General features: G+C 69.0%; 17 protein-coding genes and 1 pseudogene. 15 read left to right on the forward strand and 3 right to left on the reverse strand.

What is annotated here, in order from left to right; all coding sequences use genetic code 11:
* Positions 1 to 66: 66 nt before the first annotated feature.
* Complete coding sequence (locus tag ACP93_RS04875) at positions 67 to 888, forward strand: MIP/aquaporin family protein (protein WP_048489641.1); 822 nt, start codon at positions 67 to 69, stop codon at positions 886 to 888.
* 98 nt (positions 889 to 986) lie between these two features.
* Positions 987 to 2,486, forward strand: coding sequence for a glycerol kinase GlpK (glpK, locus tag ACP93_RS04880; RefSeq protein WP_048489642.1), 1,500 nt, complete (start codon positions 987 to 989; stop codon positions 2,484 to 2,486).
* 290 nt (positions 2,487 to 2,776) lie between these two features.
* Here the strand turns inward: glpK and ACP93_RS04885 are convergent, their stop codons facing one another.
* The gene (locus ACP93_RS04885; RefSeq protein ID WP_026143701.1) at positions 2,777 to 2,995 is read right to left on the reverse strand and encodes a hypothetical protein; all 219 of its coding nucleotides are present in this window, start codon (positions 2,993 to 2,995) and stop codon (positions 2,777 to 2,779) included.
* 165 nt (positions 2,996 to 3,160) lie between these two features.
* Between ACP93_RS04885 and ACP93_RS22235 the strand changes: the two are divergent.
* The 8 genes and pseudogenes from ACP93_RS22235 to ACP93_RS04920 form a co-directional block, all read left to right on the forward strand.
* Positions 3,161 to 3,541 (forward strand): annotated as a pseudogene (locus tag ACP93_RS22235) (HAD hydrolase-like protein); the annotation flags it as partial.
* Positions 3,542 to 3,570: 29 nt separating this feature from the next.
* Positions 3,571 to 3,876, forward strand: coding sequence for an HAD hydrolase-like protein (locus ACP93_RS22240; protein ID WP_228135955.1), 306 nt, complete (start codon positions 3,571 to 3,573; stop codon positions 3,874 to 3,876).
* Entirely contained in the window at positions 3,873 to 4,331 is a 459-nt protein-coding gene (locus ACP93_RS04895) for a hypothetical protein (protein ID WP_048489643.1), read from the forward strand. Before ACP93_RS22240 ends, ACP93_RS04895 begins: the two co-directional genes overlap by 4 nt.
* A gap of 416 nt (positions 4,332 to 4,747) precedes the next feature.
* Positions 4,748 to 5,782 (forward strand): aldo/keto reductase, encoded by a 1,035-nt coding sequence (locus ACP93_RS04900; RefSeq protein WP_048489644.1) that lies wholly within the window; start codon positions 4,748 to 4,750, stop codon positions 5,780 to 5,782.
* Complete coding sequence (locus ACP93_RS04905; RefSeq protein ID WP_048489645.1) at positions 5,779 to 6,660, forward strand: amidohydrolase family protein; 882 nt, start codon at positions 5,779 to 5,781, stop codon at positions 6,658 to 6,660. Before ACP93_RS04900 ends, ACP93_RS04905 begins: the two co-directional genes overlap by 4 nt.
* A 31-nt stretch (positions 6,661 to 6,691) precedes the next feature.
* Positions 6,692 to 7,438 (forward strand): SDR family oxidoreductase, encoded by a 747-nt coding sequence (locus ACP93_RS04910; RefSeq protein ID WP_048489646.1) that lies wholly within the window; start codon positions 6,692 to 6,694, stop codon positions 7,436 to 7,438.
* A 31-nt stretch (positions 7,439 to 7,469) separates the two neighbouring features.
* The gene (locus tag ACP93_RS04915; RefSeq protein WP_048489647.1) at positions 7,470 to 8,327 is read left to right on the forward strand and encodes a fumarylacetoacetate hydrolase family protein; all 858 of its coding nucleotides are present in this window, start codon (positions 7,470 to 7,472) and stop codon (positions 8,325 to 8,327) included.
* 259 nt (positions 8,328 to 8,586) lie between these two features.
* Positions 8,587 to 9,906, forward strand: coding sequence for an L-fuconate dehydratase (locus tag ACP93_RS04920; RefSeq protein ID WP_048489648.1), 1,320 nt, complete (start codon positions 8,587 to 8,589; stop codon positions 9,904 to 9,906).
* A 348-nt stretch (positions 9,907 to 10,254) separates the two neighbouring features.
* On the opposite strand, the gene ACP93_RS04925 is transcribed toward ACP93_RS04920, so the two are convergent.
* Together ACP93_RS04925 and fucP are read right to left on the reverse strand one after the other, a co-directional pair.
* Entirely contained in the window at positions 10,255 to 10,629 is a 375-nt protein-coding gene (locus ACP93_RS04925) for an L-rhamnose mutarotase (protein ID WP_048489649.1), read from the reverse strand.
* 3 nt (positions 10,630 to 10,632) lie between these two features.
* Positions 10,633 to 11,940: an L-fucose:H+ symporter permease gene (fucP, locus tag ACP93_RS04930; protein ID WP_048489650.1), complete on the reverse strand. Its 1,308-nt coding sequence runs from the start codon at positions 11,938 to 11,940 to the stop codon at positions 10,633 to 10,635.
* 211 nt (positions 11,941 to 12,151) lie between these two features.
* Here fucP and ACP93_RS04935 point away from each other — a divergent pair, with 211 nt between their 5' ends.
* The 5 genes from ACP93_RS04935 (at position 12,152) to ACP93_RS04955 (ending at position 15,477) form a co-directional block, all read left to right on the forward strand.
* Positions 12,152 to 12,904 carry an IclR family transcriptional regulator gene (locus tag ACP93_RS04935; protein ID WP_048489651.1) on the forward strand — a complete coding sequence of 251 codons (753 nt, stop codon included), beginning with the start codon at positions 12,152 to 12,154 and terminating at the stop codon, positions 12,902 to 12,904.
* 164 nt (positions 12,905 to 13,068) lie between these two features.
* Positions 13,069 to 13,500: a hypothetical protein gene (locus tag ACP93_RS04940; RefSeq protein ID WP_048489652.1), complete on the forward strand. Its 432-nt coding sequence runs from the start codon at positions 13,069 to 13,071 to the stop codon at positions 13,498 to 13,500.
* 361 nt (positions 13,501 to 13,861) lie between these two features.
* A complete protein-coding gene (locus ACP93_RS04945) occupies positions 13,862 to 14,422 on the forward strand; it encodes a peroxiredoxin family protein (protein WP_204243640.1) in 561 nt (186 codons plus the stop codon).
* Between the two features lie 3 nt (positions 14,423 to 14,425).
* Positions 14,426 to 14,641: a hypothetical protein gene (locus tag ACP93_RS04950; RefSeq protein WP_048489654.1), complete on the forward strand. Its 216-nt coding sequence runs from the start codon at positions 14,426 to 14,428 to the stop codon at positions 14,639 to 14,641.
* A 233-nt stretch (positions 14,642 to 14,874) separates the two neighbouring features.
* Positions 14,875 to 15,477 carry a DUF305 domain-containing protein gene (locus ACP93_RS04955; protein ID WP_048489655.1) on the forward strand — a complete coding sequence of 201 codons (603 nt, stop codon included), beginning with the start codon at positions 14,875 to 14,877 and terminating at the stop codon, positions 15,475 to 15,477.
* Positions 15,478 to 15,481 lie beyond the last annotated feature (4 nt).

The raw sequence follows: 15,481 nt of genomic DNA on the forward strand, positions 1-15,481 counted from the left end.
ACCGTGGAGGGTGGCAGGCATGGGTGGATCGACAGCGGCAACGACGGCAGGCCGGGAGGCACGCGCATGAGCCGGCAACTGGTGGGCGAACTGATTTCCGAGGCGATCGCGATGCTGATCATCATCGCCTTCGGCTGCTCGGTGGCGTGCATGTACGTGCTCTACGACCCCAGCCCCTACCAGCACGCCTATTGGGGCGTGTGCATCGCCTGGGGCCTGGCGGTGACCATCGCCATCTACGTCACCGGTTCGGTGTCTGGCACCCACGCCAATCCGGCGGTGACGCTTGCATTGGCGCTGTACCGCGGCTTTCCCTGGCCCAAGGTGCTGCCGTACTGGCTGGCCCAGGTGATCGGCGCGTTCCTCGGTGCGTGGATCGTCTACCTGCTGTTCGCGCCGGTGATCGATCACTACAACCAGGCCCAGCATCTCACCCGCGCCGGCGGCGGTGCGGCCGGGGTGTTCTTCACCGCGCCGGGTCTGGCGATCACGCCGATGCACGCGCTGCGCGACCAGGTGATCCTGACCGCGTTCCTGATCTTCGGCATCTTCGCCATCACCGAGCGCTACAACGAGGCCGCGCCCACCGCCAACTCCGGTGCGCTGATCATCGGCCTGCTGGTGGCCACCATCGGCGCCTCGATGGGCTATCTGGAAGCCTGGGCGATCAATCCGGCCCGCGACTTCGGCCCGCGCCTGTTCGCCTACCTCGCCGGCTGGGGTTCGTCGGCGCTGCCGTCGGCCGACAACTACTGGTGGATCCCGATCGTCGGCCCGCTGATCGGCGGCGTGATCGGTGGTGCCGCCTACCAGCTGCTGATCTATCCGTTCCTGCCGGCACGGGTGAAGGCGCTGGAAGAAGAGCAGGCCGCCGCGCGTCGCACCTAGCCGGCAGCGCGCTCGTTTCCGCGCGCGGCGTGCGCGCCTCCCCATTCCCCGTTGGCGCCGCGCCCATGCGCGCGGCGTGCATCCCGCAGGAGTCTCCGATGGAAAAGCAGTTCATCCTGGCCATCGACCAGGGCACCACCAGTTCGCGCGCGATCCTGTTCGACCGCCAGGGCCGCATCGTCGGCATGGCCCAGCGCGAGTTCTCGCAGATCTTCCCGCAGCCGGGTTGGGTCGAGCACAACCCGCGCGAGATCATGACCAGCGTCTACACCACGATCACCGAGCTGCTCAACAACCACCAGGTGGACGCCAGCGCGATCGCCGGCATCGGCATCACCAACCAGCGCGAGACCGCGGTGGTGTGGGACCGCGCCACCGGCCAGCCGATCTACAACGCCATCGTCTGGCAGTCGCGGCAGACCAAGGACATCTGCGATCAACTCAAGGCCGACGGCCACGAGGACCTGGTGCGGGCCAAGACCGGCCTGCTGATCGATGCGTACTTCTCCGGCACCAAGGTCAAGTGGATCCTCGATCACGTCGACGGCGCGCGCGAACGCGCGCAGCGCGGCGAGCTGGCCTTCGGCACCATCGACAGCTGGCTGATCTGGAACCTCACCGGCGGCAAGGTCCACGTCACCGACTACACCAATGCCTCGCGCACGCTGCTCTACAACATCCACGAACTGCGCTGGGACGAGGAGCTGCTGCAACTGCTCGACATCCCCGCCTCGATGCTGCCGGAGGTGCGCTCGTCCAGCGAGATCTACGGCAACACCCAGGGCCAGTATTTCTATGGCCACGCGGTGCCGATCGCCGGTATCGCCGGCGACCAGCAGGCGGCGCTGTTCGGCCAGGCCTGCTTCGAACCGGGCATGGCCAAGAACACCTACGGCACCGGCTGTTTCATGCTCATGAACACCGGCGAGAAGGCGGTGGCGTCGAAAAACGGCCTGCTCACCACCATCGCCTGGGGCGTGGACGGCAAGGTCGAGTACGCGCTGGAAGGCGCGATCTTCGTCGCCGGTTCGGTGGTGCAGTGGCTGCGCGACGGCCTGCGCATGCTCGGCAAGGCCAGCGACTCGCAGGCCTATGCCGAGCGCGCTGGCGACAACGACGGCGTGTACTTCGTGCCGGCCTTCGTCGGCCTGGGCGCGCCTTACTGGCGCAGCGACATCCGCGGCGCGGTGTTCGGCCTGACCCGCGGCACCACCAAGGAGCATTTCATCCGCGCTGCGATCGAATCGATGGCGTACCAGACACGCGACGTGCTGACCGCGATGCAGGTCGATTCGGGCATCGAATTGAAGGAACTGCGTGCCGACGGCGGCGCCATCGCCAACGACTTCATGGCACAGTTCCAGAGCGACATCCTGGACGTGCCGGTGCTGCGCCCGGAGGTGGCCGAGACCACGGCGCTGGGTGCGGCCTACCTGGCTGGCCTGGCCACCGGCTTCTGGAAGAATCGCGCCGAGATCGCCCAGCAATGGGCGGTGGACCGCCGCTTCGAGCCGGACATGCCGGCCGAGCGTCGCGAAGCGCTGTATGCCGGCTGGCAGCAGGCGGTGGAAGCGACGATGGGGTTCCGGATTCGCTGAGGCGACTGCCGCGCGAAACACGTAGGAGCGGTTTCAACCGCGACCGGGCGTTCCTGGAAGGCCTGGTCGCGGCTGAAGCCGCTCCTACGGCGGTGGATTCTCTTGCGTCCGTCGGCAACACGGCCGCGTCATCGTTCGTGCTGTCGCTACGTGGCAGCCGCTGCATGCATTTCGTAGGAGCGGCTTCAGCCGCGACGCGCGTTCCCGCGAAAGCCGGGTCGCCGTCCGTCAATCGCGAGGGTCGCCAGTCCCGCAACCGTCTCCCGCATTGCAATGCGAGAGACGGCGGTTCAAACGTACTGCGTCGGCCCACGCGGACCCGGCACCGGCGAGTCGACGTCGCCGACCGGGTCCTGGATCGGCGGGATGGTCGGATCGGTCGGCTGGTCGGGGATCGGATCGATCGGACGGTCCGGGGTCGGGTCCACGCCCGGGTTCGGCACCTGGCCCGGCACCTCGTTCGGTGGCTGCTGCGGATCCTGGCCGGGATTGGGACTCTGCATGTGCATGGGCGTCTCCTGCGATGAGGCCTCAGCGTGCACGTTGTGCCGACGCGCGCGGGTGAAGCGTGCGGCAACGGCGGATGAAAGGCGGGCCGATCCGTGCGCCTTGCCGCCGCGATCGGCACGCCTGCCGCTGGCGCGGACTCCGACGCTCCGGCATGCTGCCGCCGCATGCGCCACTACGACCTGGTCATCTTCGATTTCGACGGCACCCTGGCCGACTCCTTCCCCTGGTTCCTCGCGACCATCAACGGCGTCGCCGACGAATTCGGCTTTCGCCGCTTCGACGTGGAGCGGCTGGAGGAGATCCGTAGCCTGAGCGCACGCGAGCTGATGGCGCGCAGCGGCCTGCGCTGGTGGCGGGTGCCGGCGGTGGCGCAGCGCATGCGCACGCTGATGAGCGCGCAGATCGAGCGCATCGCCCTGTTCGACGGCGTCGCCGAGCTGCTCGCGCAGCTGGCGCAGGCCGGCGTGCAGCTGGCGCTGGTGACGTCCAACAGCCGCGCCAACGTCGAGGGTGTGCTCGGCCCTGCGCTGCTCGCGCAGTTTCGCGACGTGCGCTGCGGTGCAGCGGTGCAGCGGTGCTGGGCAAGCGGCGCAAGCTGCGCGCCAGCCTGCGCGCCTGCGGTGTTCCCCCTGCGCGGGCGCTGTGCGTGGGCGACGAGATCCGCGATGCCGAGGCCGCACGCCAGGCAGGTATCGCCTTCGCCGGCGTCGCCTGGGGCTACACCTTGCCGGCCGCGTTGCAGCCGCAGACGCCGCTGCCGCTGCTGCAGCGGCCGGATGCGCTGGCGGCGCTGCTGCTTGGTCCTGATGGCCGCGCGCAGCCGCCTGCGGCGCAGGCAGATGCGTGCGGTACCTGCGCGGCCATGGGCAGCGACGCATGATGTGGCTGCCCTACGCGATCGGGGCGGTGATTGCGGTCGTCTTCCTGGGCAGCGCGGCAATATTGATCGGAGCGTTGCATCGCATGGGGCGCCGCCAGGTGACGGACCTGCTGGAGGCCTCGTTCCGCGAGCAGGCGTTCCCGGGCGAGCATGGCCCGCTGCGCGGCAGCGACCTGACTGTGGTCGAGAAATCCAAGCAGAACATCGAAAGCAGCTACGGCCATGTGTATTCGATCGCGCCGGGTGCCACGCTGCAGACCGCCGATGCGTTCTGGTACTGCGTCGGGCCGGGACCATGCTGGTTCCTGGCCATTCCGGTGGTGATATCGGGCTTCGGCGAGGCGCAGGTGCGCTGGATCGTGCGGCCCATGACCGAAGGACGCGTGCGCGCGGCACTGCAGTTCGACCGCAAGGCGACCCGGCTGGCGTTCGGCGCGCGACCGGCCGCGCGCTGAACCGACCGGCCAGCGCGGCGGCGAGGTGCGCGCGCGGCGCGAAGGAACCCTGCCGCTAGCGACGTCGCTCTGCCCGCGGTCCGTCGCGGCGCACCCCTAGGGCATGCGCCGCGACCGTGGCTATGGGGTCCAGCGTTGTTCATCGGATGTCACCACGCCTTGGTAGCTGCTCGGGCCTGCCGCCGGCTAAAGCCGGAGCGGGCGATTGCTGCACTGCAGGTTGATTGTTCACTTGTGATTGCTATATTCATATGCGAACAGTCGCGGTGCCCATCGCCATCCCGGGCGTGCATGCTGCGGCTTTAACCCATCGCGCCCGATCCCGGGCAGAGGCGTGCCATGCGTAACCCCAGCACCTCCCGTCCCTCGCGCGTCCGTGGGCGATCCGCTGTGGCCGCCATTCCGGGCGTGCGCGCATGGCGCTGAACGCGGTCGCCGCCGATGCCACCCTGGCGTCGCGCGCGCTGGGTCGCAGTGGCGTGCATCTGTCCACGCTGGGCTTCGGCGCCGCGCCGATCGGCAATCTGTATGCCGAGGTCGACGACGCGGTGGCGCTGGCCGCGGTGGCCGATGCCTATGCCGCCGGCATCCGCCATTTCGACACCGCGCCGTACTACGGCTACGGGCTGAGCGAGCAGCGCCTGGGGCGGGGCCTGCGCGGGCTGCCACGCGCCAGCTACACGCTCTCGACCAAGGTCGGGCGCTGCATCTACGACGACGCCGCGGCGGCGCCGGGACGCGACGGCTTCGCCGTGGCCGGGCGCCGCGCCGAATTCGACTACAGCCGCGATGGCGTCCTGCGCGCGTTCGACAGCAGCCTGCAGCGGCTCGGCACCGATCACATCGACGTGCTGCTGCTGCACGACATCGGCCGCCTGACCCACGGCGAGCGCCATCCGGCGATGCTGCGGCAGGCGCTGGACGAAGCGCTGCCGACGATGGCCGCGCTGAAGGCGCAGGGCGCGTGCCGGGCGATCGGCATCGGCGTCAACGAGGAAGACGTGGCCGTGGAGCTGATGCCGCTGTTCCCGCTCGATTGCGTGATGCTGGCCGGCCGCTACACCCTGCTCGAACAGCACGCCGCGCAGCGGATCATGGCGCAGGCGTTGCAGCGCCAGATCGGCATCCTGGTCGCCGGGCCGTACAGCTCGGGCCTGCTGAGCGATCCGCGCGGGCCGGGCGATACCTACAACTACGCGCCCGTGGATGCGGCCACGCTGCAGCACGCGCAGCGCCTGTTCGCGGCCTGCGCGGCGCACGGCGTGGACGTGGGCGCGGCGGCGCTGCAGTTCCCGCTTGCCCATCCGGCGGTGAGCGCGGTGGTCGCCGGCATGCGCACGCCGGCGGAAGTCGCCAGTGCCGCCACGCGCCTGCGCGCGGCGATTCCCGCGTCGCTGTGGCAGCAACTGCGCGACGACGGCCTGCTGCACGCGCCGGTGCCGACGCCGTGAACGTCATCGACGCCCATGTGCATTTCTGGCGCCTGGCGCGTGGCGACTATGCCTGGCTGACCCCGGACCTGGGCGTGCTGTACCGCGATTACCTGCCCGAGGACCTGGCCGCGACGCTCGACGCGCAAGGCGTGACCGCGCTGGTGGCGGTGCAGGCGGCGCAGAGCGAGGAAGAAACGCGCTATCTGCTGCAACTGGCGCGGGCCGAGCCGCGCATCGTCGGTGTGGTTGGCTGGGTCGATTTCGAGGCCGCCGACGTGGCCGCGCGCATCGCCGCGCTGTGTGCCGAAGGCGCCGGCCTGCTCAAGGGGTTGCGGCCGATGGTGCAGGACCTGGCCGATTCGCAGTGGCTGGCGCGGCCGCAACTGGATGCGGCGTTCGACGCGCTGCTGCAGCACGATCTGGCCTTCGACGCGCTGGTGCGTCCGCTGCATTTGCCGGCGCTGCTGGTGCGGCTGCAACGTCATCCGCAACTGCGCGTGGTGCTGGACCATGCCGCCAAGCCCGCCATCGGCGATGCCGACTTCGGGGCCTGGGCCGACGGCGTGGCGCAACTGGCGCAGCATCCCAACGTGGTGTGCAAGCTGTCCGGCCTGCTCACCGAACTGCCGGCCGACGCCGCCATCGACGATCCCGCGCTTGCCCCCTACGTGGCGCACCTGTTCGCCTGCTTCGGCGCGCAGCGGTTGCTATGGGGCAGCGACTGGCCGGTGCTGACCCAGCGTGCCGACTACGCCGCGTGGATGGCGCTGGCGCAGGCCTGGGTCGCGCAGCACGCCGTCGATGACGCCGAGGCGGTGTTCGCCGGCAACGCGCGGCGCGTGTATCGCCTGTCCGATCCGATTGCTTCCTCCCCCACCTGGAGTCCCGCCCCATGACCACGTTCGCGTTCGTTTCCGGGAGCCGCGCATGAGCGGCCGTCTGCAAGGCAAGCGCTGCCTGATCACCGCCGCCGGCGCGGGCATCGGCCGCGAGAGCGCGCTGGCCTGCGCGCGCGAAGGCGCGCAGGTACTGGCCACCGACATCGACGCCGCCGCGCTGCAAGCCCTGGCCGCCGAGTCCGACGGCATCGTCACCCAGACCCTGGACGTCACCGATGCCGCCGCGATCCAGGCGCTGGTGGCGGCGCAGCCGACCTTCGACGTGCTGTTCAACTGCGCCGGCTACGTGCACCAGGGCAACATCCTCGATTGCGACACGCCGGCCTGGAAGCGCTCGTTCGCGATCAACGTCGATGCGATGTACTACCTGTGCCAGGCGGTGTTGCCGGGCATGCTCGCGCAGGGCCGCGGCAGCATCGTCAACATGTCCTCGGTGGCGTCCAGCATCAAGGGCGTGCCCAACCGCTTCGCCTACGGCGTGACCAAGGCGGCGGTGATCGGCTTGAGCAAGGCCATCGCCGCCGACTACGTGGCCAAGGGCATCCGCTGCAACGCGATCTGCCCGGGCACGATCAAGACGCCGTCGCTGGGCGAGCGGGTCAAGGCGCTGGGCGGCGACGAGCAGGCGGTGTGGAAGAGCTTCACCGACCGCCAGCCGATGGGCCGCCTGGGCGACCCGCGCGAGATCGCGCAGCTGGTGGTGTACCTGGCCTCGGACGACTCCTCGTTCACCACCGGCCAGACCCACATCATCGATGGCGGCTGGTCGAACTGACCGCGCCTTCCCACTACGAGAGGATTTCCCCATGAAACTGCTGCGTTACGGCGAACCCGGCCACGAACGCCCGGCCCTGCTCGATGCCGACGGCCACCTGCGCGATCTCTCCGCGGTGATCGACGACGTCGCCGGGGAGCATCTCACCGCTGCCGGCCTGGCCAGGCTGCGCGCGCTCGATCCGGCCACGCTACCGCAGGTGGATGGCGAGGTGCGCTATGGCGCCGCCGTGGGCCGCGTCGGCAAGTTCATCTGCGTCGGGCTGAACTATGCCGACCACGCTGCCGAGTCGGGCATGGCGGTGCCGGAGATGCCGGTGCTGTTCATGAAGGCCACCAGCGCGATCAGCGGCCCCAACGACACGGTGACGATTCCGCGCGGTTCGCTCAAGACCGACTGGGAAGTGGAGCTGGGCGTGGTGATCGGCGATACCGCGCGCGACGTGTCGGTGGACGACGCGCTGGCGCACGTCGCCGGCTATGTGGTGATCAACGACCTGTCCGAGCGCGCGTTCCAGCTCGAGCACGGCGGGCAGTGGGTGAAGGGCAAGAGCTGCGACGGCTTCGGCCCGATCGGCCCCTGGCTGGTCACCGCCGACGAGGTGCCGGACCCGCAGAACCTGTCGATGTGGCTGGAGGTCAACGGCCACCGCTACCAGAACGGCAGCACCCGCACGATGGTGTTCGGCGTGGCCGAGTTGGTCAGCCACATCAGCCGCTACATGACGCTGCTGCCGGGCGACGTGATCAGCACCGGCACGCCGCCGGGCGTGGGCCTGGGGCAGAAGCCGCAGGTGTACCTGAAGCCGGGCGACGTGATGCGGCTGGGCATCGAAGGCCTGGGCGAGCAGCGCCAGGCCGTCGTCGCGCATCCGCGCGACGCGCAGTAAGCAATGCGCGAGATGCAAAGCCCCTCTCCCATCGGGAGAGGGGTTGGGGTGAGGGTACGGGGCGAAGCCACCTCGCCATGCATGCGGATGTGGATTTTCGCTCGCGGGTGCGCGATCTCGCTCCTAGCTTCGTTCCTGTTTTGCAGGGTCGGTGACATCACTGCACCACCGCACCCTCACCCCAACCCCTCTCCCGGGGGGAGAGGGGCTACTTCACTGCTTTTTTGACTTTCTCACCGCTTCACCCACCAGGATCCCCATGAGCAAAATCGTCGCGCTCGAGACCTTCGATGTCCGTTTCCCCACCTCGCGCGAACTCGACGGTTCCGATGCGATGAATCCGGATCCGGATTATTCGGCCGCCTATCTGCGCCTGCGCACCGACGCCGACGACGGCCTCGCCGGCTACGGCCTGGCGTTCACCATCGGCCGCGGCAACGACGTGCAGAGCGCCGCAGTGGCCGCGTTGGCGCACCACGTGGTCGGCCGCGACGTGGAGACGGTGATCGGCGACCTGGGCGGGTTCGCGCGCAGCCTCACCGACGACTCGCAGCTGCGCTGGCTGGGCCCGGAGAAGGGCGTGATGCACATGGCCATCGGTGCCGTGGTCAACGCCGCCTGGGACATGGCCGCGCGCCGCGCCGGCAAGCCGCTGTGGCGCTTCATCGCCGAGCTGTCGCCGGAACAACTGGTGGCCGCGATCGACTTCCGCTACCTCAGCGACGCGCTGACCCCGGACGAGGCGCTGGCCATGTTGCGCGACGCCGAACCGCTGCGCGCCGAACGCATCCAGACGCTGCTCGAACAGGGCTATCCGGCCTACACCACCTCGCCCGGTTGGCTCGGCTATTCCGACGAGAAGCTGGTGCGCCTGGCCAAGGAAGCGGTGGCCGACGGCTTCCGCACGATCAAGCTCAAGGTCGGCGCCAACGTGGAGGACGACATCCGCCGCTGCCGCCTGGCGCGAGCAGCGATCGGTCCGGACATCGCCATGGCGGTGGACGCCAACCAGCGCTGGGACGTGGGCCCGGCGATCGCCTGGATGCGCCAGCTGGCCGAGTTCGACATCGCCTGGATCGAGGAGCCGACCAGCCCCGACGACGTGCTCGGCCACGCCGCGATCCGCCGCGGCATCGCCCCGGTGCCGGTGTCCACCGGCGAACACACCCAGAACCGGGTGGTGTTCAAGCAGTTGCTGCAGGCCGGCGCGGTGGACCTGATCCAGATCGACGCCGCGCGCGTGGGCGGCGTCAACGAGAACCTGGCGATCCTGTTGCTGGCGGCCAAGTTCGGCGTGCGCGTGTTCCCGCATGCCGGCGGCGTGGGCCTGTGCGAACTGGTGCAGCACCTGGCGATGGCCGACTTTGTCGCCATCACCGGCAAGATGGAAGACCGCGCGATCGAGTTCGTCGACCACCTGCATCAACACTTCGCCGATCCGGTGCGGATCGTGCACGGCCGCTATCTGGCGCCGACGGCGCCGGGCTTCTCGGCCGAGATGCATGCGACTTCGGTCAGCGAGTTCCTGTATCCGGACGGTCCGTTCTGGAGCGCGGACCTGGCGGCGCAGGGCGCCTGACGCCAACGGCATTGGTGCGCTCCCTCGAAGGAAGCGCACCGGTTGCGATGGTTGCCAGTGCATCTGTCGCGGCTGAAGCCGCTCCTACGACGGCGGCGGCAGCGGTGCTGGATCGCTCGCTGTGGGAGCGACTTCAGTCGCGACGCATGAATCTGTGAATGCACCGGCTTCGGCAGCAGTCGGGACTGAAGTCCCTCCCACAAAAAACCACATAGCATCCGCCGCACCTGCCGCACTCTCTGCAACCGTAGGAGCGGCTTCAGCCGCGACAAGCGAAGCGACAAACCAACCGGTCTCGCGCGCACTCGGCACCCGCTTTTCAACATGCGCAAACGCGCACGCAACACCTCAGCCCGCGCCCTTGCGCTCCTGTTCCGCCACCGCCGCCTGCAGCGAAAAGATCTGCAGCGCCTCGCGCCATTTCTCGCCGGGCGCCGAGCCGGGCAGCGGCTTCTGGAAACGCCACATCAACTCCTCCCAGGCCTGCACGCGGGGATCGGCGGCGTCGGCGGCGGCCTTGGCCGCCGGCGAGTAATCCTCGTCCACCTCCATCAGCATCACCAGGCGGTCGCCGCAGCGGTGGATGTCCAGCTCGCGGATGCCGGAGGCGCGCAGCGAGGCGACGATCTCCGGCCACACGGTGTCGGGACGGTGCCAGCGTTCGTATTCGGCGATCAGCGCCGGGTCGTCGTGCAGGTCCAGCAGGTAGCAATGGCGCGGCATGGCTCAGGCTCCGCGGGCAGAGGGGAGGGGCGCCACGCCGCGGCGCGCCGCGTGCAGCGCGAAGCCGAGGATCACCGCGAAGCCGAGCGCCGGCACGGTGATCGCCCAGTGGATGCCGGCATGGTCGGACACCGCGCCCATCACCGCGGTCAGCGCGGCGCCGCCGATGATCGCCATGACGATCAGCGACGCGCCCAGCTTGCGCGCGTCGTCGTCCAGCCCGTCCAGGCCCAGGGCGAAGATGGTCGGGAACATCACCGACATGAACAGGCTGCTGGCGACCAGCGCATACAGGCCAATCCAGCCCGGCAGCGCCACCGCCACCGCGCACAGCAGCAGGTTGAGCAGGGCGAACACGCCCAGCAGCCGCGCCGGCGCGAGGAAACGCAGCAGCGCGGTGCCGATGAAGCGGCCGGCCATGAACAACACCAGCGAGACGGTGAGGAAATCGGCGGCGGTCTTCTCCGGCGTGCCGGGTACGCCATCCTGCAGATAGCGGATCAGGTAGCTCCAGATGCCGACCTGCGCGCCGACGTAGAAGAACTGCGCGATCACCGCGAACACGAAGCGGCGGTTGCGCCGCAACTGGCCGAAGCCGCCGGCGCGCGCGCCCTGGCCATCGGCGCGGGTGGCCGGGAAGCGGGTCAGGCCGATCAGCAGCGCCCACAGCAGCACCACTGCGCCGATGATCAGGTACGGCGTCTGCACCGCCAGCGACTCGGTGGCGAAGAACGCCTCGCGCGCGGCCGGCGCCATCGCCGCCAGCTCTTGCGGGGTGTGCTCCACGCCGGACAGGATGAAGTGCTGGCCGACCAGGATGCCGGTGATCGAGCCCAGTGGATTGAACGCCTGCGCCAGGTTCAACCGCCGCGCCGCGCCCTCGGCGGGGCCGAGCACGGTGACCAGTGGATTGGCGGTGGTTTCGAGGAACGCCAGGCCGCTGGCGATGACGAACAGCGCCAGCAGGAACAGCCAATAGGTGTGCACCTGCGCGGCGGGGTAGAACAGGAACGCGCCGACCGCGTACAGCAGCAGGCCCAGCACCACCGCGGCCTTGTAGCTGTAGCGGCGCATGAACATCGCCGCCGGGATCGCGAACACGAAGTAGCCCAGGTAGAACGCGCTCTGCACCAGCCCGGCCTGCAGGTCTGTCAGCGCGAAGGCCTTCTTGAACTGCTTGATCAAGATGTCGTTGAGGTTGTTCGCCATGCCCCAGAGAAAGAACAGGCTGACGATCAGAACCAACGGCGCAAGTGCGGTCCGGGTGAGACTGGCGGACGCCGGTGTGGCGGATTCGCTGCTGTAGTGCATTGCCGCCTACCCCTCCCAAGGTGTGCCGCGTCGCGTTCGGATTGTCGGCGGAGCGTACTGCGCCGGCGAGTGCCATGCAAATATAAAATTTGAGTTCATATGTGGATGTGGCTGCAGTATCGACTTGTGCGTTGCAGGCCGCCAGCAGTGCGAGCCGGTGCGGCGTCCCTGTACCCTAGTCCTCTTCACCTGCTGCCGGGCTCTCGACGGAATGACCACCCCCTTGCCCAAGTACCGTGCGCCCGCCCTGGACAAGGGGCTGGACATCCTCGAGCTGCTGGCGCGCGATGGGCGGCCGATGAGCATGGGCGAGATCTCGCAGGGCATCGGCCGTTCGCGCGGAGAGATCTTCCGCATGCTGCAGGTGCTGGAAGAGCGCGGCTACCTGACCCGGACCGCAGGCGAGGGCGGCTACACGCTGACCAATCGCCTGTTCATGCTCGGCATGCAGCAACCGCGGGTGCAGAACGTCACCGAAGTGGCGCTGCCGGTGATGCGCGCGCTGGCAGACGCGATCCGCCAGCCCTGCCACCTTGTGGCGCCGTCGGACGACCAGATCGTGGTCATCGCGCAGATGGACGTGCCCAGCGACCTCGGTCTGGTGGTGCGTCCCGGCCACCGCCGCCCGTTCGCGCACTCCACCTCGGGCCTGGTGCTGTTCGCGTTCCAGCCGGTCGACGCGCAGGCGCAGTTGCTGCAGCGCCTGGACGCCAGCGAGGTGGTGTACGACCGCGCCGCGTTCCTGGCAGCGGCGCAGGAGGTGCACGCGCTGGGCTACAGCATCCATCCCAGCGAGGCGGTGGTCGGGGTGATCGACCTCACCGCGCCGATCCTGCAGCACGGCATCGCCCGCTACACCCTGACCGTGCCCTTCATCGAACGCCGCCCGCAACCGATCGACGCGCAGGCGGCGATGCGCGCGGTGTGCGATGCCGCGGCGCAGATCAGTGCGGCGCTGGCGTAGTTGCCGTGATCACGATTCGCCGGTGTGCCGCTGTGCCGTGGCGCCCCTCTTCCCGCAGCGAGTGCGTTCGCGTCCCGTGTCGCATGCGGACAACGGCGCGCGAGACCGGCGGTGCATGTTTCGCTGCGCAGCCGTCGTGATGGTCGGGTGACTGAGGGCGAGTGATGGCGAACGCGGTTTTCTATCTGTTCGCCGCGACAGTGGCGCTGGTGACGGTCAGCCTCTATCGGTACAACAGGCGCCGCATCGACACACTGCTGATGGAGTCCTTCCGCCAGCTGTCCTTCAGCAGCGATGGCGTCGCCCTGCGTGGCGTGGACCTGCAGGTGGTGAAGAAGGCGCAACAGTTCATCCGCACGAACGAAAGTTTTTCGCTCTTGCCGGATCGCCCCGTCGTTCATCAGGGTGATGCGTTCTGGTATTGCCGCGGCCCTGGCGCGCGTTGGTTCGTGGCGATTCCCTCGGTGGTGTCGCGTGGTGGCGAACTGGAGGTGAGTTGGGTCGTGCGCCCCCTCACCGAGCAGCGCATGCGTGCCGCGCTGCAGTTCGATCGCAAAGCCTTTCGTCGTGCGTTCGGCGATCAGGATGTTTCCTGACGCATGCGTCGTACTCACGCGGTGCCGATGCGATGCGCTGCCCCGTGCCGTCGTCGCGTGAGTTGAGTGCGCGCACCGTATCCGTGAAGCGATATGAGGAAGTTGCCAGCAGTGAAAGTGGCGTCTGCATGTCGTGAGTAAGCGTGTTGCGCGCGACCACGCTGCAGTTGCGCTGCAAGCGCGCGTCCGCAGCAGACCGCTGGAATGCGCGCCCATGGTGCGCGTGACTCGATCCCCAGCCTGATCACGTAGTCGCAGCGCGTGCGCGCTAAGCGTTGACCGCGGCGTCACCGCTGCGCAGCCTGCACGGAACACGGCGACACGGACACACGGCATGGCGCGGCGGTTTCCCTGGAGTTGGTTGGCGCTGCTGGCGGCCTGCGCGTTGGTGCTGGTGCTGGCCTGGCAGAACCGTAGTCTGCGCGAGGAACGGCGCTGGTTCGTCACCCGCACCACCGAGCCGTATCCGGGCATGTACGTGCCGCGGATCGCCGTCACCACATTGGACGGTACGCCGCTGACACTCGGCGACCCGACGGCCGAGCGCCAGGTGCTGTTCTTCTTCACCACCACCTGCCCGTACTGCAAGCGCTCGGCGCCGCAGATGGTGCAGGCCGCGCAGCGTCTGGCCGCGCAGCAGCCCGACGTGCAGGTGCTGGGGGTGTGCCAGTGCAGTCCCGCGCAGGCGCAGCGCTACGCCGCCGAGCACGGCTTTACGTTTCCGGTGACCACGCTGACCGATCGCCGCGCGGTGATGCTGTTCCGCGCGCGCAACGTGCCGACGCTGTTGGCGCTGGACCACGAGGGACGCGTGCGCTATGCACGCGTCGGCGTCTTCGACACCACGGAGCGGATGCAGGACCTGATGGCCGCAGTGCGCAGCACGGATGTGCCGCCGGCCTTGGCAACCATCGAGGAGTAAGCCATGAAACAGCGTTGGACAGCGTTACGCAACGGGATGCTTGCGGCCGTGTTCCTGGCCAGCATGGGCTTCGGCGCGATGCAGGCGACCGCCGGCGACGGCATCGAGAAGGAGGCGGCCTGCAGCGCCTGGGCCTGCCAGCAGGAGTGCGCACCGTTCGGCGGTGAGCTGGGGCCGGGCGGGCCCGGAAAGCCACTGGTCTGCTACTGCTGCGGCTGAGCAGTGCCGGGGCCGGTCGCGCCAGGCCGGCTCCGGAATCGCGGATGCGATGGCGGCGACCACGGATCGCAGCGAGCGTACGCCGCGTTGCGACGCCGTGATCACCCCGGTCAACCTGCACGGCGCTCCTGGTACGTGCGATCGCGCCCTGCGTCACCGCCAGCCGCCGACGATTCACGCAGGTTTGCGCGGCGGCTGGGCATGGTGGAACGCAGACCAACCAGGAGCGTTCCATGACCTTACCTCTTCATCCCTTCCGCCTGTCCCTGCTCGCCGCGCTCATCGCCGTGGCGCTGAGCGGCTGCGGCAAGCCCGGCGACCAGGCCTCGCGCACTGCACCGGCCACCTCGCCGGAGCCCACCGCCGCGCCGGTCGGTGGCGAAAGCGGGCGCGCACCGATCGGCGGCGACGCCTCGGCCAAGGCGATGCTGCAGGTGCTGGAGGGCAACGTGGTGGCGCTGTCCAAGCAGGCGCTGTCGCGCAACGTCAGCAAGACCGTGGCCGACTTCGCCCGCGAGACCATCGCCGTGCATCATGATGCCGACCCGGCCACGGCCGGGAAGGGTGGCCCCGGCGATGCGCAGAAGATCGACGCGCAGGTAGCCAAGGGCCGTGCGCAGTTGCAGGCACTGGGCGATGAGAAGGACGACTCCGCCTACATGAACGCCTACGCGGCGGCAGTAGTGCGGCAGTACTCCGACGCACTGTCGGTGATCGATGCAGAGCTGGTGCCGGCCGCCAAGGAAGACGCCACCCGCCAGGAACTGCAGCAGGCGCGCAAGCGCATCGCCGAGCAACTGGAGCGCGCGCAGGCGCTGGCCTCGGCCCGCTACTGAGCGC

The sequence above is a fragment of the Xanthomonas sp. NCPPB 1128 genome (assembly GCF_001043115.1).
Taxonomy (GTDB): Bacteria; Pseudomonadota; Gammaproteobacteria; order Xanthomonadales; family Xanthomonadaceae; genus Xanthomonas_A.